Origin of the sequence: Propioniciclava sp., from assembly GCF_029977985.1 — a bacterium.
Classification (GTDB): Bacteria; Actinomycetota; Actinomycetes; order Propionibacteriales; family Propionibacteriaceae; genus Propioniciclava.
The window spans coordinates 1-23,043 of sequence record NZ_JARKOT010000158.1 but is presented as its reverse complement, the minus strand read 5'-3'; the positions used below and the strand labels follow the sequence as shown (position 1 = coordinate 23,043).

Below are 23,043 nucleotides of genomic sequence, written 5' to 3'. Positions count from 1 at the left end.
CGAGCGCTGAACTCGGGCGTCAGCCGCGGCCGTAGGGCAGGATCAGCCGGCGGGGCTCGCCGAGGGACGCTGCGGCGTTGTTGGCCCACGACAGGTCGCGCAACAGGGCCCGCGCGAGGAAGACCGCGTCGGCGCCACCGGAGGCGAGGAGTTGCTCGGCCTGCTCGGGCTCGGTGATGCGGCCGACCGCGGCCACAGGCACGCCCGACTCGGCGCGCAGACGCGCGGCGAGGGCGGTCTGGTAGTCGACCGTGTGCGGGATGGGCACCGGGAGGACGCCGCCGCTGCTGGCATCGATCAGATCGACGCCACGCTCGTGCGCCCACCGGGCGAGCTGGATCGAATCGTCGAGACCCCAGCCGGAGGCGTCCGTGTCGGGGTCCTCCATGATCCAGTCGGTCGTGGAGATGCGGAGGAAAACCGGCTTGTCGGAGGGCCAGACGCGCCGCACCGCGTCGATGACCTCGAGCACGATCCGGGACCGGTTCTCGAGGCTGCCGCCGTAGCCGTCGGTGCGGTGGTTGGCCGCGGGGGAGAGGAACTCGTTGAGCAGGTAGCCGTGGGCCGCGTGGATCTCGACCACGTCGAAACCAGCAGCGAGGGCGCGGCCAGCGGCGTCCGCGAACGCCTGGACGACCTGCGCGATCTCACCGATCGTGAGCTCGTGCGGCGCCGGCAGGCCGGGGAAGGCGATGGGCGAGGGGGCGACGGTCTGCCAGGCGAGGTCGCCCTCGAGCGCGGCCGAACCGTTCCACGCCTGCGTCGTGGAGGCCTTGCGGCCCGCGTGGGCCAACTGGACGCCGATGACTGCCCCGGCCGCCTTCACGGACGCGGCGACGCGCGCGAACGCGGGAATCTGGTCGTCGGACCACAGGCCCAGATCCCAGGCGGAGATGCGGCCTTCGGGGCGGACGGCCGTGGCCTCCAGCATCACGAGGCCGACGCCGCCGAGGGCGCGAGCGGTGTAGTGGGCGAGGTGGAAATCGGTCGGCCGGCCGACGTGCTCCCCGGTGGCGGGCGCCGAATACATGCACATCGGTGACATCCAGACGCGGTTGGGCACCGTGACACCGCGCAGGGGGTAGGGCGTGAACAGGTGCGACATCAGTCCTCCCCGAACCAGATGCTCAGCTGCTCGAGCACACCGTCGTCGTTGTTGGAGGCGACGACGGCGTCGGCGGCGTCCTTCACTTCCGGGGTGGCGTTCAGCATCGCAAAGCCGTGGCCGGCGAGCTGCAGCATCTCGATGTCGTTGGCCGAATCGCCGAAGGCGGCCACCTGGGCGCGCTCGAGGCCCCAGCGGTCCATGAGGCGCAGCAGGCCCGACGCCTTGTGCACGCCGGGAAGGATGAAATCCATCGAGAGGTGGCCGCTCGTGACCGGGACGACGAGGCCGCCGAGGGCTTCGAGCAGACTCGGGGCGAGGGCTTCCGAGAGGCCGTTCGGGTCCAAGGCGGCGAACTTGTTGACCTGGCCGCGCACCTCGTGGAGGGAGTCCACGCGGCGCGCGTTCGGCATCACGACCCGCAGCATCGCGAAGTGGTCGTCGCTCACCGACGGCGTCACGTAGACGCGCTCGGGTCCGGAGCCGAGGATCGCGAGATCGGGGTGGGCCTCGAACGCATCGATGATGCGGGCGGCGTCGGCGTCGGGAAGGTGGGCGACGTACACCTCCTCGCCCCGGTCGATCACGTGGGCGCCGTTGTCGGCGACGAACGCGAGCTCGTCCGGGTGGTCGAACGAGTTGCGCAGGCGCTCCACATGGGTGCCGCTCGCGACCACGAAGCGGACGCCCGCGGCGTCCATCTGTGCCCGGAGCCGCTCGAAGCGCGGGCGGTCGTAGCTGTGGTCGTCGCGCAGGAAGGTGCAGTCCATGTCGACCGCGACCATCCGGATGTCAGGTCGCCTCGCCGTCATGACTGAAGCGTATCAACGCTGGGTGGGGGTGCCCACTCCCTCGACACCTCGTCCAGGGCTGTCGGGGGCTCAGATCAGGCCGAGGTGCTTGAACGCGTTGGCGATGCCGTCTTCCTCCACGTCGGTGGTGATGTGGTCGGCGGCGTCCTTGACGTCCTGGCTGGCGTCGCCCATGGCCACCGCATACCCGGACGCCTCGAACATCGGGATGTCGACGGTCGCGTCACCGAAGGCGATGGCGTCGGCCTTGTCGGCGCCGAGGTGTTCGAGCAGTGCCTCCACGGCGTGGGCCTTGGTGATGCCGTAGACGCCGATGTCGCCGAACAGCGCCTCGGCGCCGCGGCCGCCCCACGTGCCGTGCTGCAGGTTGGGGAACGCCTTCTTGGCGGCCTCGTGATCCTCGATGGAGTCGAGGATGTAGCTGATCTTCATCACGTCGTCGCGGACGAGCGGTTGACCGTAGACCATGCCGTGGAAGCCGGTCTCGCCCGCCGCCGGGGCGGGCTTGCCCTTGCGGGCGGCGTAGATCGTCATGACGGGCCGGGCGGCCTCGCGGAAGTTCTCCGATGCGAACAGGCCGGCGTTGGCCTCGAGGTAGAACTCGTGGCCGCGCTCGTGGCACCAGTCGACGATGGCCCGGCAGTCCTCCTCCGACAAGGAGTTGTGCAGCACGGCCTCGCCGTGGTGTTCGATGTAGTTGCCGTTGCCGCCGATGAGGCCGTCGAGACCGAGATCCCACAGCTCCTGCTGCACCTCGGCCCGGGCGCGGCCGGTGCACATGAACACCTCGTGGCCGTTCGCGATGGCCCGCTTGACCGCGTCGGCGGCCGAGGCGGGCAGCTGGCCGTGGTAGTCGACGAGCGTGCCGTCGACGTCGAGGAGGATGATCTTCTTGCCGGTCATGGGTTTCCCTTCCTTGGGTGTGTGGTCAAATCCCTGGGTCGAGCAGGCCCAGGTGGTCGAAGGCGAGGCGGAGGCCGTCTGCGTCCACATCGCGGGTGACGAAGTCGGCCATCGCCTTCACGTCGGCGCTCGCGTTGCCCATGGCCACGGCCGTGCCGCAGGCCTGCAGCATCGGGATCTCGCCCGCCGAATCGCCGAAGCCGACGGCGTCCGATCGTTGCAGGCCGAGATAGGCGAGCAGGACGCCGACGCCGGACGCCTTCGAGATGCCGGCGGGGCCGATCTCGCCGCAGAGTTCGGCGTGGTCGCGGCCGCCCCACCAGCCGTGCTGGAGCGTCGGGAGGGCGGACGCCGCCTCCGCGCGCTGGGTGGGCGATTGGATGACCCAGCTGATCTTGTTGACGCCCGCCCGCGGCCTGCCGTCACCGGGATGCAGCGCGGGGAACGCCTTCCGTCCGGCGGCCATCTGGGTGGCGGTGCCCCCGACGAAGCGCGCGGCGATGACCGGCGACACGTCGAGGAAGCGCTGGTTGGCGAACAGGCCCTCGTTGGTCTCGAGGAAGTAGGGGAGGTCGTGCGCGTGCAGCCAGGCGAGGGCGCTCGCGCACTCGGCCTCGGTGAGCGGGTGGTGGTAGATCGGCACCTCGCGCACCTCGATGTAGGCGCCCTTGCCGCCGATGTAGCCGTCGACGGGCAGCCCGTAGAGGGCGGCGAACGTCTCGGCCTTGCTGCGGCCGGTGCAGAGGTAGACCTCGTGGCCGGCCTTGCGGGCACGGTCGATCGCGACGAGCGTCGATCCGCTCAGCTTGAGGTCGTAGTCGACGAGGGTGCCGTCGACGTCGAGGATGATCGCCTTCTTCATGCGAACCACTGTTCCAGTTGGTTGAGGACGCCGTCGGCGTCGTTGGAGTCCGTGGTGAAGCGGGCGATCTGCTTCAACTCCTCGGCGGCGTTGGCCATCGCGACGGAGAACCGGGCGCGCTTGAGCATCTGCAGGTCGTTGAAGGAGTCGCCGAACGTGGCGGTCTGGCTCCAGTCGATGCCCCAGCGGTCCATGAGGATCTCGAGCCCGGACGCCTTGTGCACCCCGGGGGCGCCCAGATCCATCGAGCCGTGACCCGAGGTGACGGGCACCACGCCGGCGCCGGCGGCGTCCGCGATGAGGGCGTCGAGGCCGTCGGGAAGGCCGCGCTCGTCGTGAAGGGCGAACTTGAAGATGCGATCGGCCACGTCGTGGACCGAGCCGATGCGCTGCAACGAGTGGTAGTAGCGGGCGATGGTGTCGTAGAAGTGCTGCGGCGCGGCGTCGGGAACATAGGCGCGGCCGGGGGCGGAGGCGAGGTAGGGGACGCCGTGGGCGTCGAGGAGGTCGACCACGGCGTGGACGACCGCAGGCTCGATCTGCGCCGCGAAGAGGGGCGTGCCCTGCTCGACGACGTACGCGCCATTGTCGCCGACGAAGCTGAGTTCGTCGCGGTAGGGGAAGAAGCTGCTGATCTGCTCGTACTGGTTGCCCGAGGCGACGACGAAGCGGACTCCGGCGGCGTCCATCTGGGTGCGGAGGCGCGCGAACCGGGCGCGGTCGTAGGTGTCGTCGTGGTGCAGGAAGGTGCCGTCCATGTCGACGGCGACGAGGCGGATGGTGCTCTGCAGGTCCTCCATGTGTACGAGCGTACATATAATCGTGTAAGCTGTCTACATGCCAACGATGGAAGAACTGATGAACGATCCGCGGCCGATGCGGGAGCGGATGCTGGCCGGAGACCTGTACCGGGGGGCGGACCCGGAGAGCGCGGAGATCTCGGCGCGGGCGAACCGCCTGATCGAGCGCTACGCACAGACGAAGCTCATGCACGGGATGGAGGCGGCCCGGCCGATCCTGGCGCAGATCATGGGGTCCGTGGGGGAGGACGTGTACGTGCGGGCGCCCTTCTGGGTGGACTTCGGCGAGAACATCCACATCGGCGCACACACGTTCATCAACAACGGGCTGACAGCGCTCGACGTCGCCCGGATCACCATCGGGGAGCATTGCCAGATCGGGCCCAACTGCCAGCTGTTGACGCCCACCCACCCGCTCGACCCCGTGCTGCGACGCGACGGCTGGGAAGCCGCCGAGCCCATCACGCTGGGCGACAACGTGTGGCTCGGCGGCGGCGTCACCGTGTGCCCCGGCGTGACGATCGGGGACAACACGGTGGTCGGCGCCGGATCGGTCGTCACGAAGGACCTGCCGGCCAACGTCGTCGCCGTGGGCAACCCGGCGCGGATCATCCGGCATCTCGAGGCATCCGCGTGAGCGCGGTGGGTGCGAGCGCCGTGGGCGCCACGAGCGCGGTGCGGCCGCGGCGGCGCGACCCGATGCGTTCGGAACGGATCATCGAGGCGTGCCTCGACGTCATCGTCGCCGAGGGCGTCGACGGGCTGTCGCACCGGAAAGTCGCGGCGGCCGCCGACGTGCCGCTCGGATCCATGACGTACCACTTCGCCGGTCGCGACGCCCTGCTCATGGCGGCCTTCGAGAAGTTCGCGCGACGCGCGAGCGAACGGCTCGACGCGGCGATGGCGCGGGCGGCGTCGCCCGAGGAGGCACGGGCGGCGATCGAGCGGCACGTCCTGGGGGGCGTCCTGATCGACGACCGGGAGGTCGTGCTGATGACCGAGCTGTACGCCCTGGCTGCCCGCGACGAGCGGTACAAGGCCGTCACCCATGCGTGGATGGCGCGCAGCCGGGCGGCCCTGGAGCGCCATTTCGATCCCGCCACCGCGCGCATCCTGGATGCGCTCATCGAAGGCCTGGCGCTGCACCGGTTGCTGGACGACGGGTCCGGCGAGGGTGCCGATGTGGCCCGCGCCATAGCCCTGCTGTCGGCGGATTAGCGGACTTCGCGGCGCTGGGCTGCCGGTGGGGGCAGTGCTGTCGTGCCGGCGTTGGTTGGGCGGGGGGTCTCACGTTTCTGACATAGGAAAGCGTCGCACGTGCCAAGAAACGCTATGTCAGAAACACGAGGTCAGATTCCTGCGGGAATACCCTCGGGGGTGTCGCTGGCTGACATAGGTTTTCTGACATAGGGAATCGTGGCACGTGCCAAGAAACCCTATGTCAGAAACGTGACCGCCCACCCGGCCGGCCCGGCCCGTCCACCCGGACCGCGCAGGCTGGACCGTCTCACAGGTCCGGGTAGTGATCCTTGGGCTGGCGGGGTCGGTTGCGGGAATCCTCGGCGACGGTGATGGTGTCCTCGGCGGAGCCGACGGCCTCGGCGCGTTCGCGGTCGGCCTTGGCTGCCGCCGCACGGTCGGCGTCCGACACCTTCTCTTCGACCTCGCCATCGGCCTCAGCCCCACCCGACGCCCCGCCGGACGCATCGTCGGCGTTCACCTTGTCGGTGCCCGTGCCCGTGGGCGCGGGCTCGCCTACCTCGGCCTTGGCCGCCTCCATGTCGGACGCCGACGCGTCCGACGAGTTGCCCGACGACAGGCGCACCTCGCGGGCCTCGGCCACGGCCTGGGCCTGCTTCTCCTGCTTCTTGAGAGCCCCCTTGTCGTCGCGGAGCGGCAACTGGATCTCCTCCTCGGCCTTGATGCCGCCCTGGAGCTGCCGGCCGCGCTCGAGTTCGGCGTCGAGTTCGGCGCCGAACAGCAACACCATGTTGATGATGTTGATCCAGAACAAGAAGATGATGATGCCGGCCAGCGTGCCGTAGGTGGCGTCGTAGCTGCCGAAGTTGGCGACGTAGAACCCGAAAGCCGCGGAGGCGATCACGGACGCGACGATGGCCACCAGCGCGCCCACACTGATCCAGCGGATCTTGGGCTGCTTCACGTTGGGCGCCGCCCAGTACAACAACGCCACGACCAGCACGACGATCGCAGCGATGATCGGCCACTTCGCCCACGCGAACACCGTGACGGCCACCTCGCCGAGCCCGAAGACGTTGCCGATCGACTCGAGCAGCGGCCCCGAGACCGTCACGCCCACCAGCGCCACGGCGATGAGGAGCAGCATCACGGCCGTCAGGCCGAACATGGTCAGGTTGAACTTCACCGGCCCGCGCCCTTCGGGCACCTCGTAGATGCGGTTGGACGCCCGGCTGAACGCCTTCACGTAGTTCGACGCCGACCACAGCGCCGTCAACAGGCCGACGACAAGGCCGAACCCCGGTGCGGGGGTGTCGGTCAACGCCTGGATGACGGGATCGATCGTGTCGATCGCGGACGCCGGAATGGCGCCCTGGTCGCGCAGATCGAGCACGAGGTTGCGGATCAGCTCGCCGCTCTGGCCGACCAGGCTGAGGATCGACACGAGCGCGATGATGCCGGGGAAGAGCGAGAGCACCGTGAAGTAGGTGAGCCCGGCCGCGGCGTCCGAGAGGCCGTCGTCATTGAACTCGCGCAGCGTGTTCTTCAGGACGAACTTCCAGTTGGGTGGCTTGATGTCGGTGGGGGAATCAGGCTTGCGTGGGTCCTCAGGGTGGGGCGCGTCGTCGATCGTCATGGCATTCTTCCTTGTCGGAGCACCTTGCCCCCACAATCTAGCCCTTCTGCGATCCGTTGCGCCCCACCCCGGGGCGTGTCAGGTCACGCCTGCCGGATCGGCTGCTGCAGTTCGGTCACCCAGTCCGCCTGGTCCGTCGACTCGGCACGCACGTAGAGCTCGCGGCACGGCCCGTCGAAGGTGTACCCGTTCTCGACGATCCAGCGGTGCAGCGCCTGCCAGGACTCGTGGATCGTCGCCATCGGCCCCAGGTGGACGCCGCAGACGGCGCTCTGCTGGGGCAGGTCGACGATCTCGGTGCCCGCCTGCGCTTCGACGTTCGTGGCGTAGCCGACGACGATGCTCATGCCCTCCTCGGTTTCCGCGTAGGTGGCGATGGGAGTCGCCAGCGCACCGCTGACGTGGCCGATCTCGCGCGCGATCGCGTCGAACGTGGGACCCACGAACGTTCCGATCGCGGCGGGGTCGACCGTGGCGCGCCGGGCGACGAGCCGCACGGCGGGGACAGTCTTGATCACATAGTCGGGCATGGTTTGCTTCTCCTTCTCGATCATCCTCAGCCTCGATTCGACCGCCGCCAGCCGGGTGCCGACGGCGCGTGCCTCGTCCTCCAGTTGCGCCCTGCGGAGGCGCAGCATGCCGCGCAGCTCGGCATCGGCGACGTCGTCGAGCAGGTGGGCCACCTGCTCGAGCGTGAAGCCGAGATCCTTGAGCGCGACGATGCGGTTGAGGGCATGCAGCTGCTCGGGTGCGTAGGAGCGGTAGCCGTTCCACGGGTCGACGCGTTCGGGCACGAGCAGCCCGATCGCGTCGTAGTGGCGCAGCATCCGCACCGACACCTGCCCGAGTCGAGCGAAGTCCGAGATCAACATGAGACAGTTCTCCCGCTTGACACCGTGTCAGGGTCAAGTGTGTCTTCGGTTGGTCGATCATTGACGGACGCCGCCCGCCCGGCCCACGCTGAACCATGGCCACGAAGAAGAGCGACGACGCAAGCTTCACCGCGGAGGAGCGCGCGGCGATGAAGGAACGCGCCGCGGAACTCAAGTCCACACGGGGCACCAAGGGGGCGGCGAAGAAGGAGAAGGAGGCCCAGGACCTCAAGGACAAGATCGCCGAGCTGCCCGACGACGAGCGGGTCATCGCCCAGAAGGTCGCCGACATCGTCGCCGAGGAGGCGCCTGAGCTCGACCCGAAGACGTGGTACGGCATGCCCGCCTGGGCACGAGACGGTGCGGTGATCGTGTTCGTCCAACCGGCGAGCAAGTTCAAGGTGCGTTACCACACCGTGGGCTTCAACGACGGCGCGGCCCTCGACGACGGTTCCTTCTGGCCCACGGCTTACGCGCTCACGGCGATGACCAAGGCCACCGAGGCCGAGCTGCGCAAGCTCGTCAAGAAGGCCGTCGGCTGATGGCGGCCGGGGCGATCCTTGCCGGTCCGGCCCGTCGAGCCTCTCCTCGCCCCGCCGGGTGAGAAGCCGCACCTGCGGCCTCCGGGAGTGATTGAGTTCGGTCATGGCCGAACTGACACCGGCTGAGATCCTGGCCGAGAAGTCCGACGCGGTGTGTCGCATGGGGGCGCTCATGCTCACGTCGGGCACTGGCTCGTACCGGGTCAAGCTCGCCATGGGACGCGTCGCGGCCGCGCTCGGCATCGAGCAGCTCGAGGCGCAGGTGAGCATCAACGAGATCGTCGCCACGACGCGCGCCCACGGCACGTTCCGCACACAGGTCGTCGAGGTGCCCGTGCCCCACGTGGACGCCGACCGCCTCGAGGAACTCATGCGCCTCTCGCTGCAGGTGCAGCCCGGCCTCACCGCGGCCGAACTGCAGGCGCGGTTGAAGGCGGTCGTCGCCCGCCGCGCGCTCTATCCCAGGCTCGTCATCGTCGGCGCGGCGGCGCTCGCCTGCGGTGCGTTCGCGTTCCTCAACAACGGCCGCTGGACCGAATGCCTCGCGGCTGCCCTCGCCGCCGCGTGCGGGAAGTACCTGCAGGTGACGCTCGGCAGGTTCCGGCTGAACCAGCTGGGGACCGTCGCGGCGGCGTCCTTCACCGCCTGCCTCGTGTTCATGCTGCTCGCCAACCTGCTCGGCTGGCTGCTGCCGAGCGGGCTCGCGACGGTGCACGTGGCGGCGTTCACGTCGGCGATCCTGTTCCTGGTGCCGGGCTTCCCCCTCATCACGGCCGCTCTCGACCTGGCGCGCTTCGACTTCACGTCGGGGGTGTCGCGGCTCATGTTCACCCTCATGATCACCCTGGCTGCCTCCCTCGGCGCGTGGAGCATCGCGTGGGCGTTCGGGCTGCCCGTATCGATCATGTCGCCCCCCAAGATTGACGAGACGGTGCTGTTCCTGCTGCGGCTGGTGGCGAGCTTCGCCGGCGTCGTCGGGTTCGCTCTCACGTTCAACACGCCGCTGCGGGTCGCGCTGACCGCCGCGGGGATCGGCACCATCGCGAACGTGGTGCGCCTCACCGCCCTCGACCTGGGGGCGAACAACCTGCTCATGGCGGCTTTGGCCACGACCCTGGTCGGCCTGCTGGCCGGCTCGGTCAACCAGCGGATCCTCGCCCCGCGCATCACCCTGAGCGTGCCCGCGGTGCTCATCATGATCCCCGGCGCGAGCACCTACCGGGCCATGGTGGGCCTCATCAACGGCAATGCCATGAGCACCCTCGTCAACGGGATGACGGCCGTGGGCATCGTGGTCGCGCTGGCCGCAGGACTCGCGTTGGCGCGCATGGTCACCGACCCGGCGTGGATCACCGCCCGGCCCACCTGGACCGCCATGCCCGGCACCCGAGCTCAGCGCGAACTGCGCCGGAGGGCGGGCTGATCGGGGGTGGTCACGTTTGTGACATAGGGAATCGTGACACGTGCCACGATTTCATAGGTCACAACAGCTATGTCAGAAACGTGCACGGCCCACGGGGCCCAACGAGGGGAGGATCCATGACCAAAGCGGCAGTCCTGCTGGCGGACGGTTTCGAAGAGATCGAGGCGATCACGATCGTCGACGTGCTGCGCCGCGGCGGCGTGGGGGTGGACATGCTCGCCACCAATGGCCGCGACGAGGTGACGGGCGACCACGGCATCGTCGTCCGGGCCGATGCCCGGCTCGGCACGACGGACCCCTACGACGCCATCATCCTCCCCGGCGGACACCCCGGCGCCGTCGCCCTGCGCGACAACGACGCCGTCATCGCGGCCCTCCAGGAGATGGACGCGGCGGGGGGCCTCGTCGCGGCCATGTGCGCCGCGCCGATCGCGCTCGGACGCGCCGGCGTCCTCGCCGGCCGCACGTACACGTGCTACCCGGGGTACGAGGACCAGATCGACAACGGTGAGTTCGCCGAAGACGTCGTGGTGGTCGACGGCCGCCTCGTCACCAGTCGCGGGCCGGGCACGGCGCTGGCATTCGCCTACGCGCTCCTCGACGCACTGGGCAAAGACGCCGCGACGCTCCGGCAGCGCATGCTCTACACCCTCGTGGCGGGCGGCTCGGCCCCGGAATGAGGCTGGATTCACGCTCAGCGAAGCCACAACCGCTCCGCTGAGCGTGAGCGCCCGACTCGAGGCTCGCTGAGTGTGAACTTGGCCGCATCGGAACACCGCGACCCGAGCAGACCCCGCCGACAGGGGGCGGTGCAGGACACCGCACCCGACGGGTCAGTGCTCGGGCGTGCCGAATCCGAGGAGATGCGCCAACAGGTCGACCGGGGTCATGTCCTCGCGGCGGTCCAGGACGCTGCGCGCTTCCGGGATGGTGTCGGTGATGACACCGGACGCCCCCGCTTCGGCGACGGTGACGACCGTTTCGGGGTCGTTGACCGTCCACACGTAGGCCTGCTTGCCGGCCGCGGTGATGGCGAGGACGCGATCGGGGGTGGCCTCACCTTCTTCGAGCATGATCACGTCCGCAGTGAGCAGGCTCACGTCCCCGATGGACCAGAAGTAGGCGAAACCGGTGGTCATCGCCGGGTAGGTGCCCTCGATGTACTGAACGAGCGGGTAGTTGAGCGACATCAGGGTGACCGACCCACGCATCCCGAGCCGGTCGACGATGGCCACGACGTCGTCACCCATCCGCTGGTCGGCCGTCGCTCCCTTGAGCTCGATCAGCACCGGCATGCGTCCCTTCGCGGCGGTCAGGAACTCCTCGAGCGTCGGCACGCGCGCTCCGCTGCCCGCGATCGTCAGCGCTTTCACCTCCGCCAGCGTCAGCTGGCCGGACGCCCTCGGTTCGCCCGCCACACGCGCGAACGTGTCGTCGTGGTTGAGGACGTAGGCGCCGTCGGCGGTTCGCTGCACGTCGATCTCGACACGATCGGCCCGCTGCTCGATGGCGTACTCCAACCCGGCGAGAGAATTCTCCGGCGCGCCGTTCCCGCCTGCGCGATGGGCGATCACCTCGGGCTCGGTGAGTTCGCCCACAACTTCGCCCAGCACCGCGTACCCCGGCACGGAGATGGCTCCCAACGCCAGGGCATACGCACCGACCAGGCCGAGCGCGAGTCGTCCGGGCTGGGTGAGGGCTCGGGTGACGAGCGAATCCGGACGCCGCGACGCCACCTCGAGCTCACCCTCGGCGAGGTGGGCCAGGGGTCCGGTGCCGGGCAGGGCAGTGTGGTAGGCGTCCACCAGACAGTGGGCCTGATAGGGCAGAGCGACGAGGGAGAACAGCAAGGTCACCGTCTGCTGGATCCCGAGCAGGAACACCAGCAGCGGCCCCTGCCAAGGCTGATCGACGCCCAGTTCGAGGGCGAGCGCGACCCCGAGGAACCACAGGGTCGCAATCGCTCCGGCGAGCGCCACCGCCCCCACGAGCGGCCACAGGTAGCGCCTCCAGAGCACGCCCGGACGCCGCAGCACCAGCTGCACGCTGGCCACGATCGCCGGCCAGGCCCGCAGGTTGCCGAGGATGATGAGGGGCACGGTGTAAATCATCGTCAGGGCGACGAGGGACAGGGCAGCGATCACACCGACGTACGCCGCCAACAGCGCGGGTGTGGCCGCGATGACCGACATCACGAACATCGGCACCCCGACGCCCGCGAACATCGTCGGCGTGAAGCCCGCGCCCGTCAGGGGTGCGACGACCGCCACGTAGAGCAGCACCAGCGGCCCGCCCGCACTGAGGAGGTTCGGGGCCCGGCGCAGGTTGTGGCCCACCACCGACAGGTACCGCGCCGGTGGCTGCCCGGCGCGGCGGCGGGCCGCGATCACGATGGCTCCGCCCAGCTCGACCACCACGAGCCACGCCAGCAACGCCACCGCCAGCAACACGAACGTCACCCCTTGCCACGAGGCCAGGAAGGGCCAGATCGTCGCATTCGTCACCGCCCCGCCCGCACGCCCGGACACGAGCAGCGCCGTCGTGAACGCCCCCATCGGCATGAGCACCAGGACGACGAACGCCCGCGTGGCCGCCTCGTACGTGACGTACTCGGGCAGGCCACGGAAGAAGGTGGCGAGGGCGTGGCGCATCAGTGCGTTTCTACCATCGGACGCCGCAGGTGCGGCCCGGTCTCGGCGCGCGGGGGCTCGGCGCGAACTCACCGGGGCTCTCGGCGCAACCGCCTGGGCCTCGCGGCGTCAGCGGTGGCGGGCGAGGAGATCCTCGTAGAGCGCGATATGGTCGGCGACCATGCGCTGCGCGCTGAACCGCTCCTCGACGTCGGCACGGCACCGCGCCCGGTCCAGCGAGGCGGCCGCCACCAACTGCGCGGCCAGCTCCTCGACCGGGCCCAGGAAGCCCGTCTCCCCGTGCCGCACGATCTCGGGCGCTGCGCCGCGCGGGGTGGCCATCACCGGCGTTCCCGAGGCGAGGGACTCGATCATCGCCAGCCCGAACGGCTCCGACCACTGGATCGGGTTCAGCAGCGCGAAGGCCTCGCCGAGCAGCGCGTACTTCTCCGCGGCGGATACCTCGCCGATGTAGGTGTGCTCGCTCGTCAACAGGGGTTTCACCTCGGACTCGAAGTAGGCGATCTCGCCGGGCTCAGCCAGCCGGGCGGCGATCCGCAACGGCACACCGGCCGCGCGCGCGATCTGCAGGGCCTCGACCACGCCTTTGGTCGGGCTCATCCGGGCCAGCATGGCGGCATACCCGCCGCGACCGCTCCCGACCGGCACGCGCGCCACGTCGAGACCGTGGTGGATCACGCGCGTGATCGGGACGCCGTTCGCGTGGCTCGCATGGTCGGCCGAGATGGCCACGATCGCCGTGTCGCGGCTCATCGCCCGGAACAGCGTCAGCGTGTCGCCCGTGAACGGCCCATGGTTCGTGATGACGACGGGCACGTCGGGCGGCCGGCCGCGGTACAGCGGCCCGACGACGGTGTGGTCGTGCACGAGGTCGACCCCGCCCATGCCGTCGTAGCTCACCACCACGTGAGCCAACTGCGAGGTCGACTCGTTGAGCGCCTCGGTGTCGGAGGCCGCCGTCCCGGGCACCAGCGGCACCGGACAGGTCGAGTCGGACGCCGCCCCCAGCAGCACCTCATGGCCGGCGGCGACGAGGCCGCGGGCGAGCAGGTCGACGACCTCCTCGGTGCCGCCGTAGGCGGGCGGAGGGACAGGGACCCACGGGGGTGCGATGAGTCCGATGCGCATGATCTTCCTCCCGGTCTCCAGTGACTGGGTTCGAGCCTACGTCGCTTTCCGGCGTAGTGAGGGCGGCGTCCGTTCGAGGACGAGGTCGGTCTCCCGGGCGCTGAACGTCAGGACGCCGCCGCCCAGGCGCAGTCCCTCGACCCGCACGGCACCGAGCCGCTCGGGGAGGACGGGCGCCAACCGGTAGGTCCGCTGCGGAATGTCGGGGGCGAACCGCAGCAGGACGCGCAGCAGATGGAAGGCGCTGGCCGCGGCCCACGCCTGGGGCGCACACGACGTCGGGTAGGCGATCGGCTGAGGGTGTTCCTGCCGGTCGAAGCCGCAGAACAGCTCGGGCAGCCGGCCGCGGAAGTGGGCGGCGGCGTCCAGCATGCCCTCGGCGACCCGCTGCGCCTCGGCGACGAAACCGTAGCGAAGGAGGCCATCGACGATGAGGGCGTTGTCGTGTGGCCACACCGACCCGTTGTGGTAGCTGACGGGGTTGTAGGCGCCCATGCCGACGGCGAGCGTGCGCACGCCCCAGCCGGAGAAGAGTTCGGGCGAGACCAGGCGGGCGGCGACCGCGGGGGCGAGCGTGTCGTCGACGATGCCGCTCCACAGGCAGTGGCCCATGTTGGACGCCAGCGCATCGACGGGGCGTTTGTCCCCGTCGAGGGCGAGGGCGAACCAGCCGTCGTCGGGGAGCCAGAAGGCCCGGTTGAAGCGTTCGCGCAGCACGTCGGCGCGGTCGTCGCACTCGGCGGCGCGCGTGTCGTCGCCGACCGCGCGGGCCATCTCGGCGCGGTCGCGCCAGGCGCGATAGGTGTAGCCCTGCACCTCGGCGAGGGCGATCGGGCCGGTGGCGGGGGTGCCGTCGGCGAAGCTGAGGGCGTCGGTCGAGTCCTTCCAGCCCTGGTGGAGCAGGCCGTGTTCGCTGCGCCGTGCGTACTCGACGAAGCCGTCGCCGTCGCGGTCGCCGTGGCCGGTGGTCCAGGCGAGGGCACGGTCGGCGTGGGGGAGGAGGCGCGCCAGGTCGTCCCCGGCGAGGACGCCCCAGCGGTGCAGTTCACCCATGACGTTGACGAACAGCGGCGTCGCGTCGGCGCTGCCGTAGTAGACGCCGGCGCCGCCGAGCGCAGCGGACGCCGCCCTGCCGCGGCGGATCTCGTGGAGGATACGGCCGGGTTCCTCGTCGGTGGTGTCGACGACGCGGCTGCCCTGGTGCTCGGCGAGCGTGCGCAGGACGCCGAGCGCCAGCGTCCGGTCCGCCGCGAGCGCCATGTAGCTGGCGAGCAGCGAGTCTCGTCCGAACAGCGCCATGAACCAGGGGGCGCCGGCGGCGAGGACGACGCGTCCGGGTTCGCCGACGCCCGTCATGCGCAGCGAGTCGAGGTCGCGGGCGCTCGTGCGGAGGAGGTCTTCGACGTCCTCGTCCTCGGCGGTCACGGTGGGCAGGGACCGCAGCCAGTGGGTGCTCCGCTCGGACGCGTCGGGGGTGTGGGCAGGGGGCGGGGTGAGGTCGACATCACCGGCGGCGCCGGTCGGTGCGGCGACGAACGTGGCGGACGCCGACCCTTTCGGCGGCATCGTGAGGGTGATGACGAGAGCGTCCCCGCGGACGGAGGCGCCGGGGCACGCGACCACGACCCGGGCCGACGGGCCGGCCTCGGTGCTCGAGAGGACGATCCGGTCGCCGCGCTCGGTGCGCCGCACGTCGGGGAAGAAGCCCTCGCGGCCAGCCTTGACGTCGAAGAGGTCGGCGAAGTCGGTGCCCACCGACAGGGCGAGCGTGCAGCTCTCCTCGACCGGGGAGTAGTTGCGCACGGTGACGACTTCGCGTAGTTCGTTGTCCACCGTGCGGTCCCGCTCGACGATGAGGGTGCCCTCGCGGCCGAGCATGTGGGCGACGCGCCCGACGAAAACGGCGCGCTGCGATTCGGGGGTGTAGGCGTCGAGGCGTTCCACGTGGTCGCCGCCGACGAGCAGGCTCCAGTGCGCGAGCATGCGCGTGTCGTGCAGGAACCAGCCGTGGGCGCCGCCGGGGTTGATGTTCCCCACCGGCCCGGAGACGCAGAACGACGACCCCTCGAGGATCGTGACCTCCCCGGGGTCGCTGCTCGCCGCGTTGTCGGCGTTCCAACCGGACATGCGGGCCAGTATGTGCGAGTCCGGTGGCCGTGTCGAAAGCCGCGCCGAACCGCGGCTCGCGGCGGCGTCCGAGAGAGCAACCGGCGTGGCAACTTCCCGTCGCCCTCGTGCGTCAGATAGATGAGTGTGGGGAGGAGTTGCCATGCGCGAATGGGTCGACCTTGGGTCCGCCGACGTGAGCCGCCGCGGGGTGCTGCTGGGGCTGGTCGGGGTCCTCGTGGCCGGCTGCACGGCGCCGGGGGAGGTGTCCACGCCGTCGCCCTCGGCCGTCCCGACGCCCACACCTACGCCGACGCCGATCTCGACCCTGACACCGGTCGTCGACTCCCGGCCCCGCTGGCCCCTGACCGGTGCCCTGCTCGACGATCCCGCGGCGGCCGCTCACGCCGCGGTGGCCGTCAAGGTGCCCGACACGAAGGTCGAGCACCCACAGCTCGGCATCAACGACGCCGATCTCGTCTTCGTCGAGCTGGACGGCTACCTGGACGCCGCCGGCGACAGCAGCACGCGGCTCGTGCCGGTGTTCCACTCGCGGATGCCGGACGCGGTGGGCGCCGTGCGCTCGCTGCGGCCGGTGGACGTGGCGCTGCTGGCGCCGATCCACGCGGTCATCGGCAGCACCGGGGCGGCAGGCTGGGTGGAGCGCTACCTGGGCGAACATCAGGCGGTGGTCGACGCCGCGCACACCTACCTCGCCACGAAGGGCACGGGTGCGTACTCCATCGACCAGAGCCGGGTGCGGACGGTTCGCGGCAAGACCTACTTCGACCGGGCGGTCATGTGCCACCCGGCGGTGCTCGGCCGGGTCGCCGGACGCTTCGCCGAAGGCCCACCCCAGGTCTACCTGCCGTGGGCCACGAGCGAGGACGCCCCCAGCACCGACGCCGGATCGCCCGCGAACCACGTTGTCGTGCCGTGGAAGCGAGGCGACAGCTATGCGATGACCTACGACTACGACGCCAGCGCCGGGCTCTACCGCCGCAGCATGCCGTGGGGCGAGCACGTCCTCGAGGATGGCTCGCGCGTCACCACCGACAACATCCTCGTCGTCAAGGCCGGGCAGGACCGGGTGAAGCTCACCGCCGGGGAGGGGGGCGCTGAGCCGATGCACCTGATCACGGACGCCTCGGGCACCTTCATCTACTGTCATGGCGGCCGCGCCGTCAGCGGCACCTGGACCAAGGGCGGCGTCGAGCAACCGTTCGGGTTCACACTGGCCGACGGCAGCCCGCTGCATGTCGCTCCGGGGCGCACGTTCGTCGAACTGCCCGGCCTGGAGGCCAACATCGCCTGCTCCTGACGCGCTCCGCCCGCCTACTCGGCCACCAGCTCACCCTCGGCCGTGAGCCGGACCGTCTCGTCGAGGTCGAGGGCGGCCAACAGGTGCGCGTCGTGGCTCACGACGAGCAGCGCGCCGCGGTAGGAGCGGAGCGCAGCGACGAGCTGTCCCACGCTGGGGAGGTCGAGGTTGTTGGTCGGCTCGTCCAGGATGAGCAGTTCGGGCGGCGGATCGGCGAGCAGGGCGGCGGCGAGCGCCACCCGGAACCGTTCGCCGCCGGACACGGTGCCCACCCGCTGGTCGACCATCGCCCCGCGCACCAGGAAGCGGGCCAGCCGGTTCCTGATCTCGCCGGGGGGCACCCCGGGGGCGGCGGCGCGCACGACATCGAGCACCGACGCGTCGTCGTCGAGGGCGAGGTGCTGGTCGAGGTACGCGTAGCGCCGGGTGAACAGCCGTCCGCGACCGCCGTCGCCGGCCAGCACCGCCCGCAAGAGCGTCGTCTTCCCCACCCCGTTGTCCCCGGCGAGCGCCACGCGCCGCCCACCCGTCACGTGGACCACGCGCTCACCCGCGACCAGTTCGGCGAGGCGCCGGCCGCGTGCCGTCCCTGGGTCGACGAGATCGATCCTGATGCTGTCGTCGTCCCGCACCGCCTCCTCCGCCGACAGGAGCCGTTCCCTCGCCCGGGCGACCTTCTCGGCTGCCCGCTTGTTCTCCGCCGCCCGCCGGCCTTCGGCCGCCGCCTTGCCGGTGGGGTCCGACAGGCGCGGCCCGCCGGCGACCCGCCGGTGGCTGGCCGCGTTGGCCCGCGCCCGGCGGGCCATGGCGGTCTGCACCTGATCTCGTTGTCGCTGTTCGGCGCGGAGGGCGCCCTCCGCGGCTCGGACGCCTCGTGCCGCCGCCTCCGCTTCTGCTGCGACCTGCTCGGTGTAGAGGTCGTAGTTGCCTCCGAACACGCGCAGCGCACCCGCGCGCAGCTCGGCGATGGCGTCCATGCGGCGCAACAGTTCTACGTCGTGGCTCACCACGATGAGCGTCCGCGGCCACTCCTCGACCGCACCGTACAGCCGGGCGCGCGCTGCGGCGTCCAGGTTGTTGGTCGGCTCGTCGAGAACCGCGATCGGTGCCCGCGACAGCTCCAACCCCACGAGCGCGACGAGCATCAGTTCGCCGCCCGACAGGCTGCCCACGCGGCGCGTGAGCGCCCCGTCGGGGTCGAGGCTGGGCACCCGGCGGGCGAGGAGCGCGGTGGCGCGCGCTGCGGCGTCCCAGTCGTTGCCGACGGCATCGAAGTCGGCCGCGTCCACCGACCCGGCCTCGATGCGGGCCAGCGCCGCCAGCGTGTCTGCGATGCCGAGCAGTTCGGCGACGCGCGTCCCCGGGCGGCGCAGCAGGTCCTGGCGCAGGTGGGCGACGGCGCCGGTGGCCGTCACGCTCCCTCGCGTGGGCCGCAATTTGCCGCTGACGAGGCGCAACAGGGTCGACTTGCCGATGCCGTTGCGGCCCACGATGCCGGTGCGGCCGGTGGGGAAGGTGGCGTTCAGGCCGTCGAGCAGCGGGGCGTCGTGCGGGTCGAACGCGAACGTGAGGTCGTCGAGGACGAGCGATGGGGCGGGCATGGGGCTCCTGGTGGTCGTGGCGATGCGCACACCGAGGCCCTGCCCGGCGAACCGGACGGCGTTGAGGTGGCGCGGGGTCAGCGGCGCACCAGATCCGTCACTTCGGAGCCCTTCGTCGGCAATGGGACCCTGACAGGCTAGGCCGGACGCCCCAGGCGCAGCAAGTGGGCGTGCGAAGCGGTAGCGTCGCCCCCCGGAGGTGGAACATGACCCAACGGAGCGATGCGGTTGTCTTTTTCGGGGCGACGGGCGATCTGGCGCGCAAGAAGCTGTTCCCTGCGCTGTACAAGCTGGCTTCACGCGGCCATTTGGGCGTGCCGGTGATCGGCGTGGCGCGGTCCGACTGGGACGACACGACCCTGCGGCAGCGGGCTGCCGACTCGGTGCGTGAGGTCGTCAAAGGCGTGGACGAGGGCGTCCTGTCGGGGTTGCTGGAGTGCCTGACGTACGTGTCCGGCGACTACGGCGATCCCGCCACCCACGCCCACCTCGCCGAGAAGCTCGCCGACGCGCAGACGCCGGTCATCTACCTGGCCATCCCGCCGGACATCTTCCCGGCCGTCATCGGCGGCCTGCAGGAGGCGGGCCTGGCCGCGCGCAGCCGGCTCGTCGTGGAGAAGCCGTTCGGGCGCGACCTCGCCAGCGCCCGCGAGCTGAACGCGCTGCTGTCGGACGCCTTCGACCAGAGCAACATCTTCCGCATCGACCACTACCTCGGCAAGGAGGCCGTGGAGGGGCTGCTGGCCTTCCGGTTCGCGAACTCGTTCCTCGAGCCGCTCTGGAACCGCCGCTACGTGGAAAGCGTGCAGGTGACCCTCGCCGAAGGTTTCGGCACCGAGGGGCGGGCAGGGTTCTTCGACAACGTTGGCACGGTGCGCGACGTGCTGCAGAACCACCTCCTCCAGACGGTGGCCCTGCTCACCATGGAGCCGCCGATCTCCGACGACGCCGACGCCTACCGCGACGAGGAGGTCAAGGTTCTGCGCCAGTGCCTGCCGCTCGATCCGGCCACGACCGTGCTCGGCCAGTACGTCGGCTACCTCGACGAGCAAGGGGTGCGCGAGGCGTCCCAGACCGAGACATTCGTCGCCACCCAGCTGACGATCGACTCGTGGCGCTGGGCCGGCGTGCCGTTCTACCTGCGGGCGGGCAAGTACATGCCGGGAGCCGCGACCGAGGCGGTGGTGGTGCTGCGGCGCCCACCGCGCATGCTGTTCGCGGGCGCCGACGCGATGGTGCCGAACGCCAACCGGTTCCACTTCCGCCTCGGCCACGCCGACGGGGTGACGCTCGCGGTGCAGGCGAAGGTCCCCGGGGCGCGGACCGTGACGCGCGAGGTGGAACTCAACGTCGACTTCGAGCAGGCGCTCGGCGAACGGCGCGAGGCGTACGAGCGGCTCATCGACGATGCGATGAGCGGCGAACGCCACCGGTTCGCCCGCGAGGACACGATCAACGAGGAGTGGCGCATCGTCGACCCCATTCTCGATCCCGGCGAGCGCCCGGTGCCGTACTACAAGCGCACGTGGGGTCCCACGGACGCCGAGGCGCTGCCGGGCGCCGACGGCTGGTACGACGTCACGACCCGCTGATCCGTCGGCTCGCCCCCGCCGCAGCCGCCAGCCCCGCGGGAAACGGCTGGGACCGCTCCCCATTCCCTCGATCGCCGGTGCCGCCGTAGCTTCGACTCATGACGATGGTCGGCATGGACGTGGCGCAGGTGCGCAGCTTGGCCCAAGCGCTCGAGAAGGGCGCCGGAACGCTGCAGGGTGCCCTCGACGCGAACGGTTCCGGCCTGCGCTCCTCGCCTTGGCCGGGGCCCGACTCGGGTCGATTCCGCGCCCGGTGGCGCACCAAGCTCGGCCCACAACTGGAGTGCAGTCGGGACGCCCTCCGTGTCACCGCCAAGGCGCTGCGCGCAGAGGCCGACGAACAGCAGGCCGCCTCCGACAGCGGGGGCGCGCTCGGCGGTGCGCCCGCCGTCACTGCGGAGCCGAAGGCGGGGAGCGCGTCCGCCATGGCCCGCACCTGGACCGAAGCAGACTCCGACTGCAGCAGCGGGTCGGCGTCCATCACCGTCGACGGGACGACGGTGGACTCCGACCAGAACGTGACGTTTGACCCTCAGCAAGGAACTGGCCGGCGACGCGTCGACGAAGGGCGGGCTGGTGACCGCGGAGATCTCGTTGGAGGCGGGCGTGGAGGTGACCGGATCGCTCCGCAACGCGGACGGAACGATCACCGTGACGGGCCGGGCCCAGATGTTCCTCGAGACCGAGGCCAGCTTGGGCTCCGACAAGGTCATCGGCACCGGAATCGCCGGCACCGACCGGTCCAGCTCCTACCGAGCCTTCGAGCTCGTCGTCCCGGCTGACGCCGATCTGGGCGGAGTCGACGTGACCGCCTGAATCCCCTGGAGCCCCAGAATCTTCCCCCGGGCACGCGCGTCTCTCTGGATGTCGGTGCGGAGAACCTGAGCGAGCGCGAGGCGTCCTTCGGATTCCTGTATGCGCGGGATGCCATCACCGAGGGCAGCTTCCACCGGACGGTCCTCGAGGTGCTCGACGACGGTCAGGTGCGCGTGAGCGTCGGCGACGGGCAGACCAGCGCCACGTCGTCCGGCCTCGGCTTCGGCACCACGGACCTCAGCGTCAGTTTCGGCCGCGACTCGTCCATGGAGCACGCGCGCTTGGCCACGATGACGATCGACACGTCGACGGCCGCCGGCCGCGATGCCTACAACGGCTTCGTTCTGCTGGGGCAGGTGCCGGACACCGGCGCCTCCTTCGTGAACGAGGTCGCCCAGGTGACCACGTTCGCGTACGACACCGCCGCGGGCTTCCACGCCGAGGCTTCGCTCCTGTCCGTGGACGCGTCCGTGGACGCCGCCAACCGGCTGATGCACGGGAGCGAGACCTACGTGTCCCATCCCGACGGGTCCTGGGAGCAGGACTACGTTCAGCAGTACTCCGACAAGGCCTCCCTGACGTACCGGGAGAGTTCGGTCCCCGGCGTCCCCAACTCCGAGGGGACCTACACGTACACCTTCCACAACCTGGACCCCGTGCAGGCGGGTCAGCTGTCCTCCCTCTACGGCCGTCCCATTCCGGCGGGGAGCACGGTGGATGTCTCGTTCTCCGAGAGCACCATGCAGCAGTACCGCGAGACGCGGCGAGCTGTCGGCGGGTCCTATGGCCCGCAGTACAAGCTGGACGGCGATCGCGGTCAGTTCGCGTCGGCAATTCTCCAGTCGCAGCAGGGCGATCCGGCGACCGTCGTCGAATGGCTCGCCCACGCCGACACCGACGTCCTTGAGGGCAACCGGCAACCCATCGGGGTGGGCGAGGTCAAGATCCGGACGTGACGGGGTCGGGCTCCGGACGAAGCGGCTGAGGCCGCTCTCGGTGGTCCTCGGGTGCGAGGACGACCATCAGGCGCCGGTTGGGCGCAGTGGCGCCGGTTCGGCCTGCCCGGACGCCGGTTTGGCGCAGAGGCGCCGGGGTGCAGAGACGCCGGTTGGGTCCGCCGGACGCCGCTTGGGTACACGAACGCCGCGTCTGCGCGGCGTATCTGCACCTATCCGGCGTGGATGCTCCCGGGGGAGTCCGAGGGGAGGCCGTGAAGCAACCCCACCCGCACACAGGGGAGTGCCCCGGTCGGGGTGGCGCCGACGGCGTCCGCCGCCTCGGGAGGGAATACCCGGACCGCCCCCCGAGTTGAGTCTGGTGTACTCAACCTCGCAGGTGAGTCTGCTAGGCTCAACCGCGAAGTTCCCACGAACAACCGGAGGTAATCCACCATGGCCCGTGCAGTCGGTATCGACCTCGGCACCACGAACTCTGTTGTCGCCGTCCTCGAGGGCGGCGAGCCCACTGTCATCCCCAACGCCGAGGGCTCGCGCACGACGCCGTCGGTCGTTGCGTTCACCAAGACCGGTGAGGTGCTGGTCGGCGAGGTCGCGAAGCGCCAGGCCGTCACCAACGTCGACCGCACCATCCGCTCGGTCAAGCGCCACATGGGCACGAACTGGTCCGTCGACATCGATGGCAAGAAGTACACGCCGCAGGAGATCTCGGCGCGC

Annotated in this window: 21 protein-coding genes; 10 read left to right on the top strand and 11 right to left on the bottom strand. The window is 70.5% G+C overall.

Annotation, left to right across the window (positions count from 1 at the left end):
* Window positions 1–19: 19 nt before the first annotated feature.
* The 5 genes from Q1K57_RS09905 to Q1K57_RS09885 form a co-directional block, all read right to left on the bottom strand.
* Window positions 20–1,105 (bottom strand): NADH:flavin oxidoreductase/NADH oxidase, encoded by a 1,086-nt coding sequence (locus Q1K57_RS09905; RefSeq protein WP_300081764.1) that lies wholly within the window; start codon window positions 1,103–1,105, stop codon window positions 20–22.
* On the bottom strand, window positions 1,105–1,917 hold the full coding sequence (locus tag Q1K57_RS09900; RefSeq protein ID WP_300081761.1) for a Cof-type HAD-IIB family hydrolase: 813 nt from the start codon (window positions 1,915–1,917) through the stop codon (window positions 1,105–1,107). Before Q1K57_RS09900 ends, Q1K57_RS09905 begins: the two co-directional genes overlap by 1 nt.
* 69 nt (window positions 1,918–1,986) lie before the next feature.
* On the bottom strand, window positions 1,987–2,820 hold the full coding sequence (locus Q1K57_RS09895) for an HAD family hydrolase (protein ID WP_300081758.1): 834 nt from the start codon (window positions 2,818–2,820) through the stop codon (window positions 1,987–1,989).
* A 25-nt stretch (window positions 2,821–2,845) separates the two neighbouring features.
* The gene (locus Q1K57_RS09890) at window positions 2,846–3,682 is read right to left on the bottom strand and encodes a Cof-type HAD-IIB family hydrolase (protein WP_300081755.1); all 837 of its coding nucleotides are present in this window, start codon (window positions 3,680–3,682) and stop codon (window positions 2,846–2,848) included.
* The gene (locus tag Q1K57_RS09885) at window positions 3,679–4,482 is read right to left on the bottom strand and encodes a Cof-type HAD-IIB family hydrolase (protein ID WP_300081752.1); all 804 of its coding nucleotides are present in this window, start codon (window positions 4,480–4,482) and stop codon (window positions 3,679–3,681) included. Before Q1K57_RS09885 ends, Q1K57_RS09890 begins: the two co-directional genes overlap by 4 nt.
* 37 nt (window positions 4,483–4,519) lie before the next feature.
* Here Q1K57_RS09885 and Q1K57_RS09880 point away from each other — a divergent pair, with 37 nt between their 5' ends.
* Window positions 4,520–5,119 carry a sugar O-acetyltransferase gene (locus Q1K57_RS09880; protein WP_300081749.1) on the top strand — a complete coding sequence of 200 codons (600 nt, stop codon included), beginning with the start codon at window positions 4,520–4,522 and terminating at the stop codon, window positions 5,117–5,119.
* A complete protein-coding gene (locus tag Q1K57_RS09875) occupies window positions 5,116–5,700 on the top strand; it encodes a TetR family transcriptional regulator (protein WP_300081746.1) in 585 nt (194 codons plus the stop codon). The genes Q1K57_RS09880 and Q1K57_RS09875 overlap by 4 nt, the downstream gene beginning before the upstream one ends.
* Before the next feature lie 289 nt (window positions 5,701–5,989).
* On the opposite strand, the gene Q1K57_RS09870 is transcribed toward Q1K57_RS09875, so the two are convergent.
* Window positions 5,990–7,318 carry a YihY/virulence factor BrkB family protein gene (locus Q1K57_RS09870; RefSeq protein ID WP_300081743.1) on the bottom strand — a complete coding sequence of 443 codons (1,329 nt, stop codon included), beginning with the start codon at window positions 7,316–7,318 and terminating at the stop codon, window positions 5,990–5,992.
* A gap of 83 nt (window positions 7,319–7,401) precedes the next feature.
* Complete coding sequence (locus tag Q1K57_RS09865; RefSeq protein WP_300081740.1) at window positions 7,402–8,190, bottom strand: MerR family transcriptional regulator; 789 nt, start codon at window positions 8,188–8,190, stop codon at window positions 7,402–7,404.
* A gap of 95 nt (window positions 8,191–8,285) precedes the next feature.
* Between Q1K57_RS09865 and Q1K57_RS09860 the strand changes: the two genes are divergently transcribed.
* The 3 genes from Q1K57_RS09860 (at window position 8,286) to Q1K57_RS09850 (ending at window position 10,835) form a co-directional block, all read left to right on the top strand.
* Complete coding sequence (locus Q1K57_RS09860) at window positions 8,286–8,732, top strand: hypothetical protein (RefSeq protein WP_300081738.1); 447 nt, start codon at window positions 8,286–8,288, stop codon at window positions 8,730–8,732.
* A 103-nt stretch (window positions 8,733–8,835) separates the two neighbouring features.
* Window positions 8,836–10,155 (top strand): threonine/serine exporter family protein, encoded by a 1,320-nt coding sequence (locus Q1K57_RS09855; RefSeq protein ID WP_300081735.1) that lies wholly within the window; start codon window positions 8,836–8,838, stop codon window positions 10,153–10,155.
* Window positions 10,156–10,271: 116 nt separating this feature from the next.
* Complete coding sequence (locus Q1K57_RS09850) at window positions 10,272–10,835, top strand: DJ-1 family glyoxalase III (protein ID WP_300081732.1); 564 nt, start codon at window positions 10,272–10,274, stop codon at window positions 10,833–10,835.
* A gap of 153 nt (window positions 10,836–10,988) precedes the next feature.
* On the opposite strand, the gene Q1K57_RS09845 is transcribed toward Q1K57_RS09850, so the two are convergent.
* From Q1K57_RS09845 to Q1K57_RS09835, 3 genes are all read right to left on the bottom strand, one after another.
* On the bottom strand, window positions 10,989–12,806 hold the full coding sequence (locus Q1K57_RS09845) for a glycerophosphodiester phosphodiesterase family protein (RefSeq protein ID WP_300081729.1): 1,818 nt from the start codon (window positions 12,804–12,806) through the stop codon (window positions 10,989–10,991).
* 108 nt (window positions 12,807–12,914) lie between these two features.
* The gene (locus Q1K57_RS09840) at window positions 12,915–13,934 is read right to left on the bottom strand and encodes a glycosyltransferase family 4 protein (RefSeq protein WP_300081726.1); all 1,020 of its coding nucleotides are present in this window, start codon (window positions 13,932–13,934) and stop codon (window positions 12,915–12,917) included.
* Window positions 13,935–13,970: 36 nt separating this feature from the next.
* Window positions 13,971–16,061 carry a glycogen debranching N-terminal domain-containing protein gene (locus Q1K57_RS09835; protein ID WP_300081723.1) on the bottom strand — a complete coding sequence of 697 codons (2,091 nt, stop codon included), beginning with the start codon at window positions 16,059–16,061 and terminating at the stop codon, window positions 13,971–13,973.
* Window positions 16,062–16,203: 142 nt separating this feature from the next.
* Here Q1K57_RS09835 and Q1K57_RS09830 point away from each other — a divergent pair, with 142 nt between their 5' ends.
* On the top strand, window positions 16,204–17,361 hold the full coding sequence (locus Q1K57_RS09830; protein ID WP_300081720.1) for a DUF3048 domain-containing protein: 1,158 nt from the start codon (window positions 16,204–16,206) through the stop codon (window positions 17,359–17,361).
* A gap of 14 nt (window positions 17,362–17,375) precedes the next feature.
* On the opposite strand, the gene Q1K57_RS09825 is transcribed toward Q1K57_RS09830, so the two are convergent.
* Window positions 17,376–18,962, bottom strand: a complete 1,587-nt coding sequence (locus Q1K57_RS09825) for an ATP-binding cassette domain-containing protein (RefSeq protein ID WP_300081718.1) — start codon at window positions 18,960–18,962, stop codon at window positions 17,376–17,378.
* A gap of 206 nt (window positions 18,963–19,168) precedes the next feature.
* Between Q1K57_RS09825 and zwf the strand changes: the two genes are divergently transcribed.
* The 4 genes from zwf to Q1K57_RS09805 form a co-directional block, all read left to right on the top strand.
* Window positions 19,169–20,554 (top strand): glucose-6-phosphate dehydrogenase, encoded by a 1,386-nt coding sequence (gene zwf / locus Q1K57_RS09820; protein ID WP_300081715.1) that lies wholly within the window; start codon window positions 19,169–19,171, stop codon window positions 20,552–20,554.
* Between the two features lie 525 nt (window positions 20,555–21,079).
* Window positions 21,080–21,370, top strand: coding sequence for a hypothetical protein (locus Q1K57_RS09815; RefSeq protein WP_300081712.1), 291 nt, complete (start codon window positions 21,080–21,082; stop codon window positions 21,368–21,370).
* Between the two features lie 149 nt (window positions 21,371–21,519).
* The gene (locus Q1K57_RS09810; RefSeq protein ID WP_300081710.1) at window positions 21,520–22,326 is read left to right on the top strand and encodes a hypothetical protein; all 807 of its coding nucleotides are present in this window, start codon (window positions 21,520–21,522) and stop codon (window positions 22,324–22,326) included.
* A gap of 435 nt (window positions 22,327–22,761) precedes the next feature.
* On the top strand, window positions 22,762–23,043 hold a 282-nt coding region (locus Q1K57_RS09805), incomplete at its 3' end, for an Hsp70 family protein (protein WP_300081707.1).

Coding starts and splice junctions, on each gene's coding strand:
- Q1K57_RS09905 (WP_300081764.1), bottom strand. CDS start 1,105: ATGTCGCACCTGTTCACGCCCTACCCCCTGCGCGGTGTCACGGTGCCC.
- Q1K57_RS09900 (WP_300081761.1), bottom strand. CDS start 1,917: ATGACGGCGAGGCGACCTGACATCCGGATGGTCGCGGTCGACATGGAC.
- Q1K57_RS09895 (WP_300081758.1), bottom strand. CDS start 2,820: ATGACCGGCAAGAAGATCATCCTCCTCGACGTCGACGGCACGCTCGTC.
- Q1K57_RS09890 (WP_300081755.1), bottom strand. CDS start 3,682: ATGAAGAAGGCGATCATCCTCGACGTCGACGGCACCCTCGTCGACTAC.
- Q1K57_RS09885 (WP_300081752.1), bottom strand. CDS start 4,482: ATGGAGGACCTGCAGAGCACCATCCGCCTCGTCGCCGTCGACATGGAC.
- Q1K57_RS09880 (WP_300081749.1), top strand. CDS start 4,520: ATGCCAACGATGGAAGAACTGATGAACGATCCGCGGCCGATGCGGGAG.
- Q1K57_RS09870 (WP_300081743.1), bottom strand. CDS start 7,318: ATGACGATCGACGACGCGCCCCACCCTGAGGACCCACGCAAGCCTGAT.
- Q1K57_RS09865 (WP_300081740.1), bottom strand. CDS start 8,190: ATGTTGATCTCGGACTTCGCTCGACTCGGGCAGGTGTCGGTGCGGATG.
- Q1K57_RS09860 (WP_300081738.1), top strand. CDS start 8,286: ATGGCCACGAAGAAGAGCGACGACGCAAGCTTCACCGCGGAGGAGCGC.
- Q1K57_RS09855 (WP_300081735.1), top strand. CDS start 8,836: ATGGCCGAACTGACACCGGCTGAGATCCTGGCCGAGAAGTCCGACGCG.
- Q1K57_RS09850 (WP_300081732.1), top strand. CDS start 10,272: ATGACCAAAGCGGCAGTCCTGCTGGCGGACGGTTTCGAAGAGATCGAG.
- Q1K57_RS09845 (WP_300081729.1), bottom strand. CDS start 12,806: ATGCGCCACGCCCTCGCCACCTTCTTCCGTGGCCTGCCCGAGTACGTC.
- Q1K57_RS09840 (WP_300081726.1), bottom strand. CDS start 13,934: ATGCGCATCGGACTCATCGCACCCCCGTGGGTCCCTGTCCCTCCGCCC.
- Q1K57_RS09835 (WP_300081723.1), bottom strand. CDS start 16,061: ATGTCCGGTTGGAACGCCGACAACGCGGCGAGCAGCGACCCCGGGGAG.
- Q1K57_RS09830 (WP_300081720.1), top strand. CDS start 16,204: ATGCGCGAATGGGTCGACCTTGGGTCCGCCGACGTGAGCCGCCGCGGG.
- Q1K57_RS09825 (WP_300081718.1), bottom strand. CDS start 18,962: ATGCCCGCCCCATCGCTCGTCCTCGACGACCTCACGTTCGCGTTCGAC.
- zwf (WP_300081715.1), top strand. CDS start 19,169: ATGACCCAACGGAGCGATGCGGTTGTCTTTTTCGGGGCGACGGGCGAT.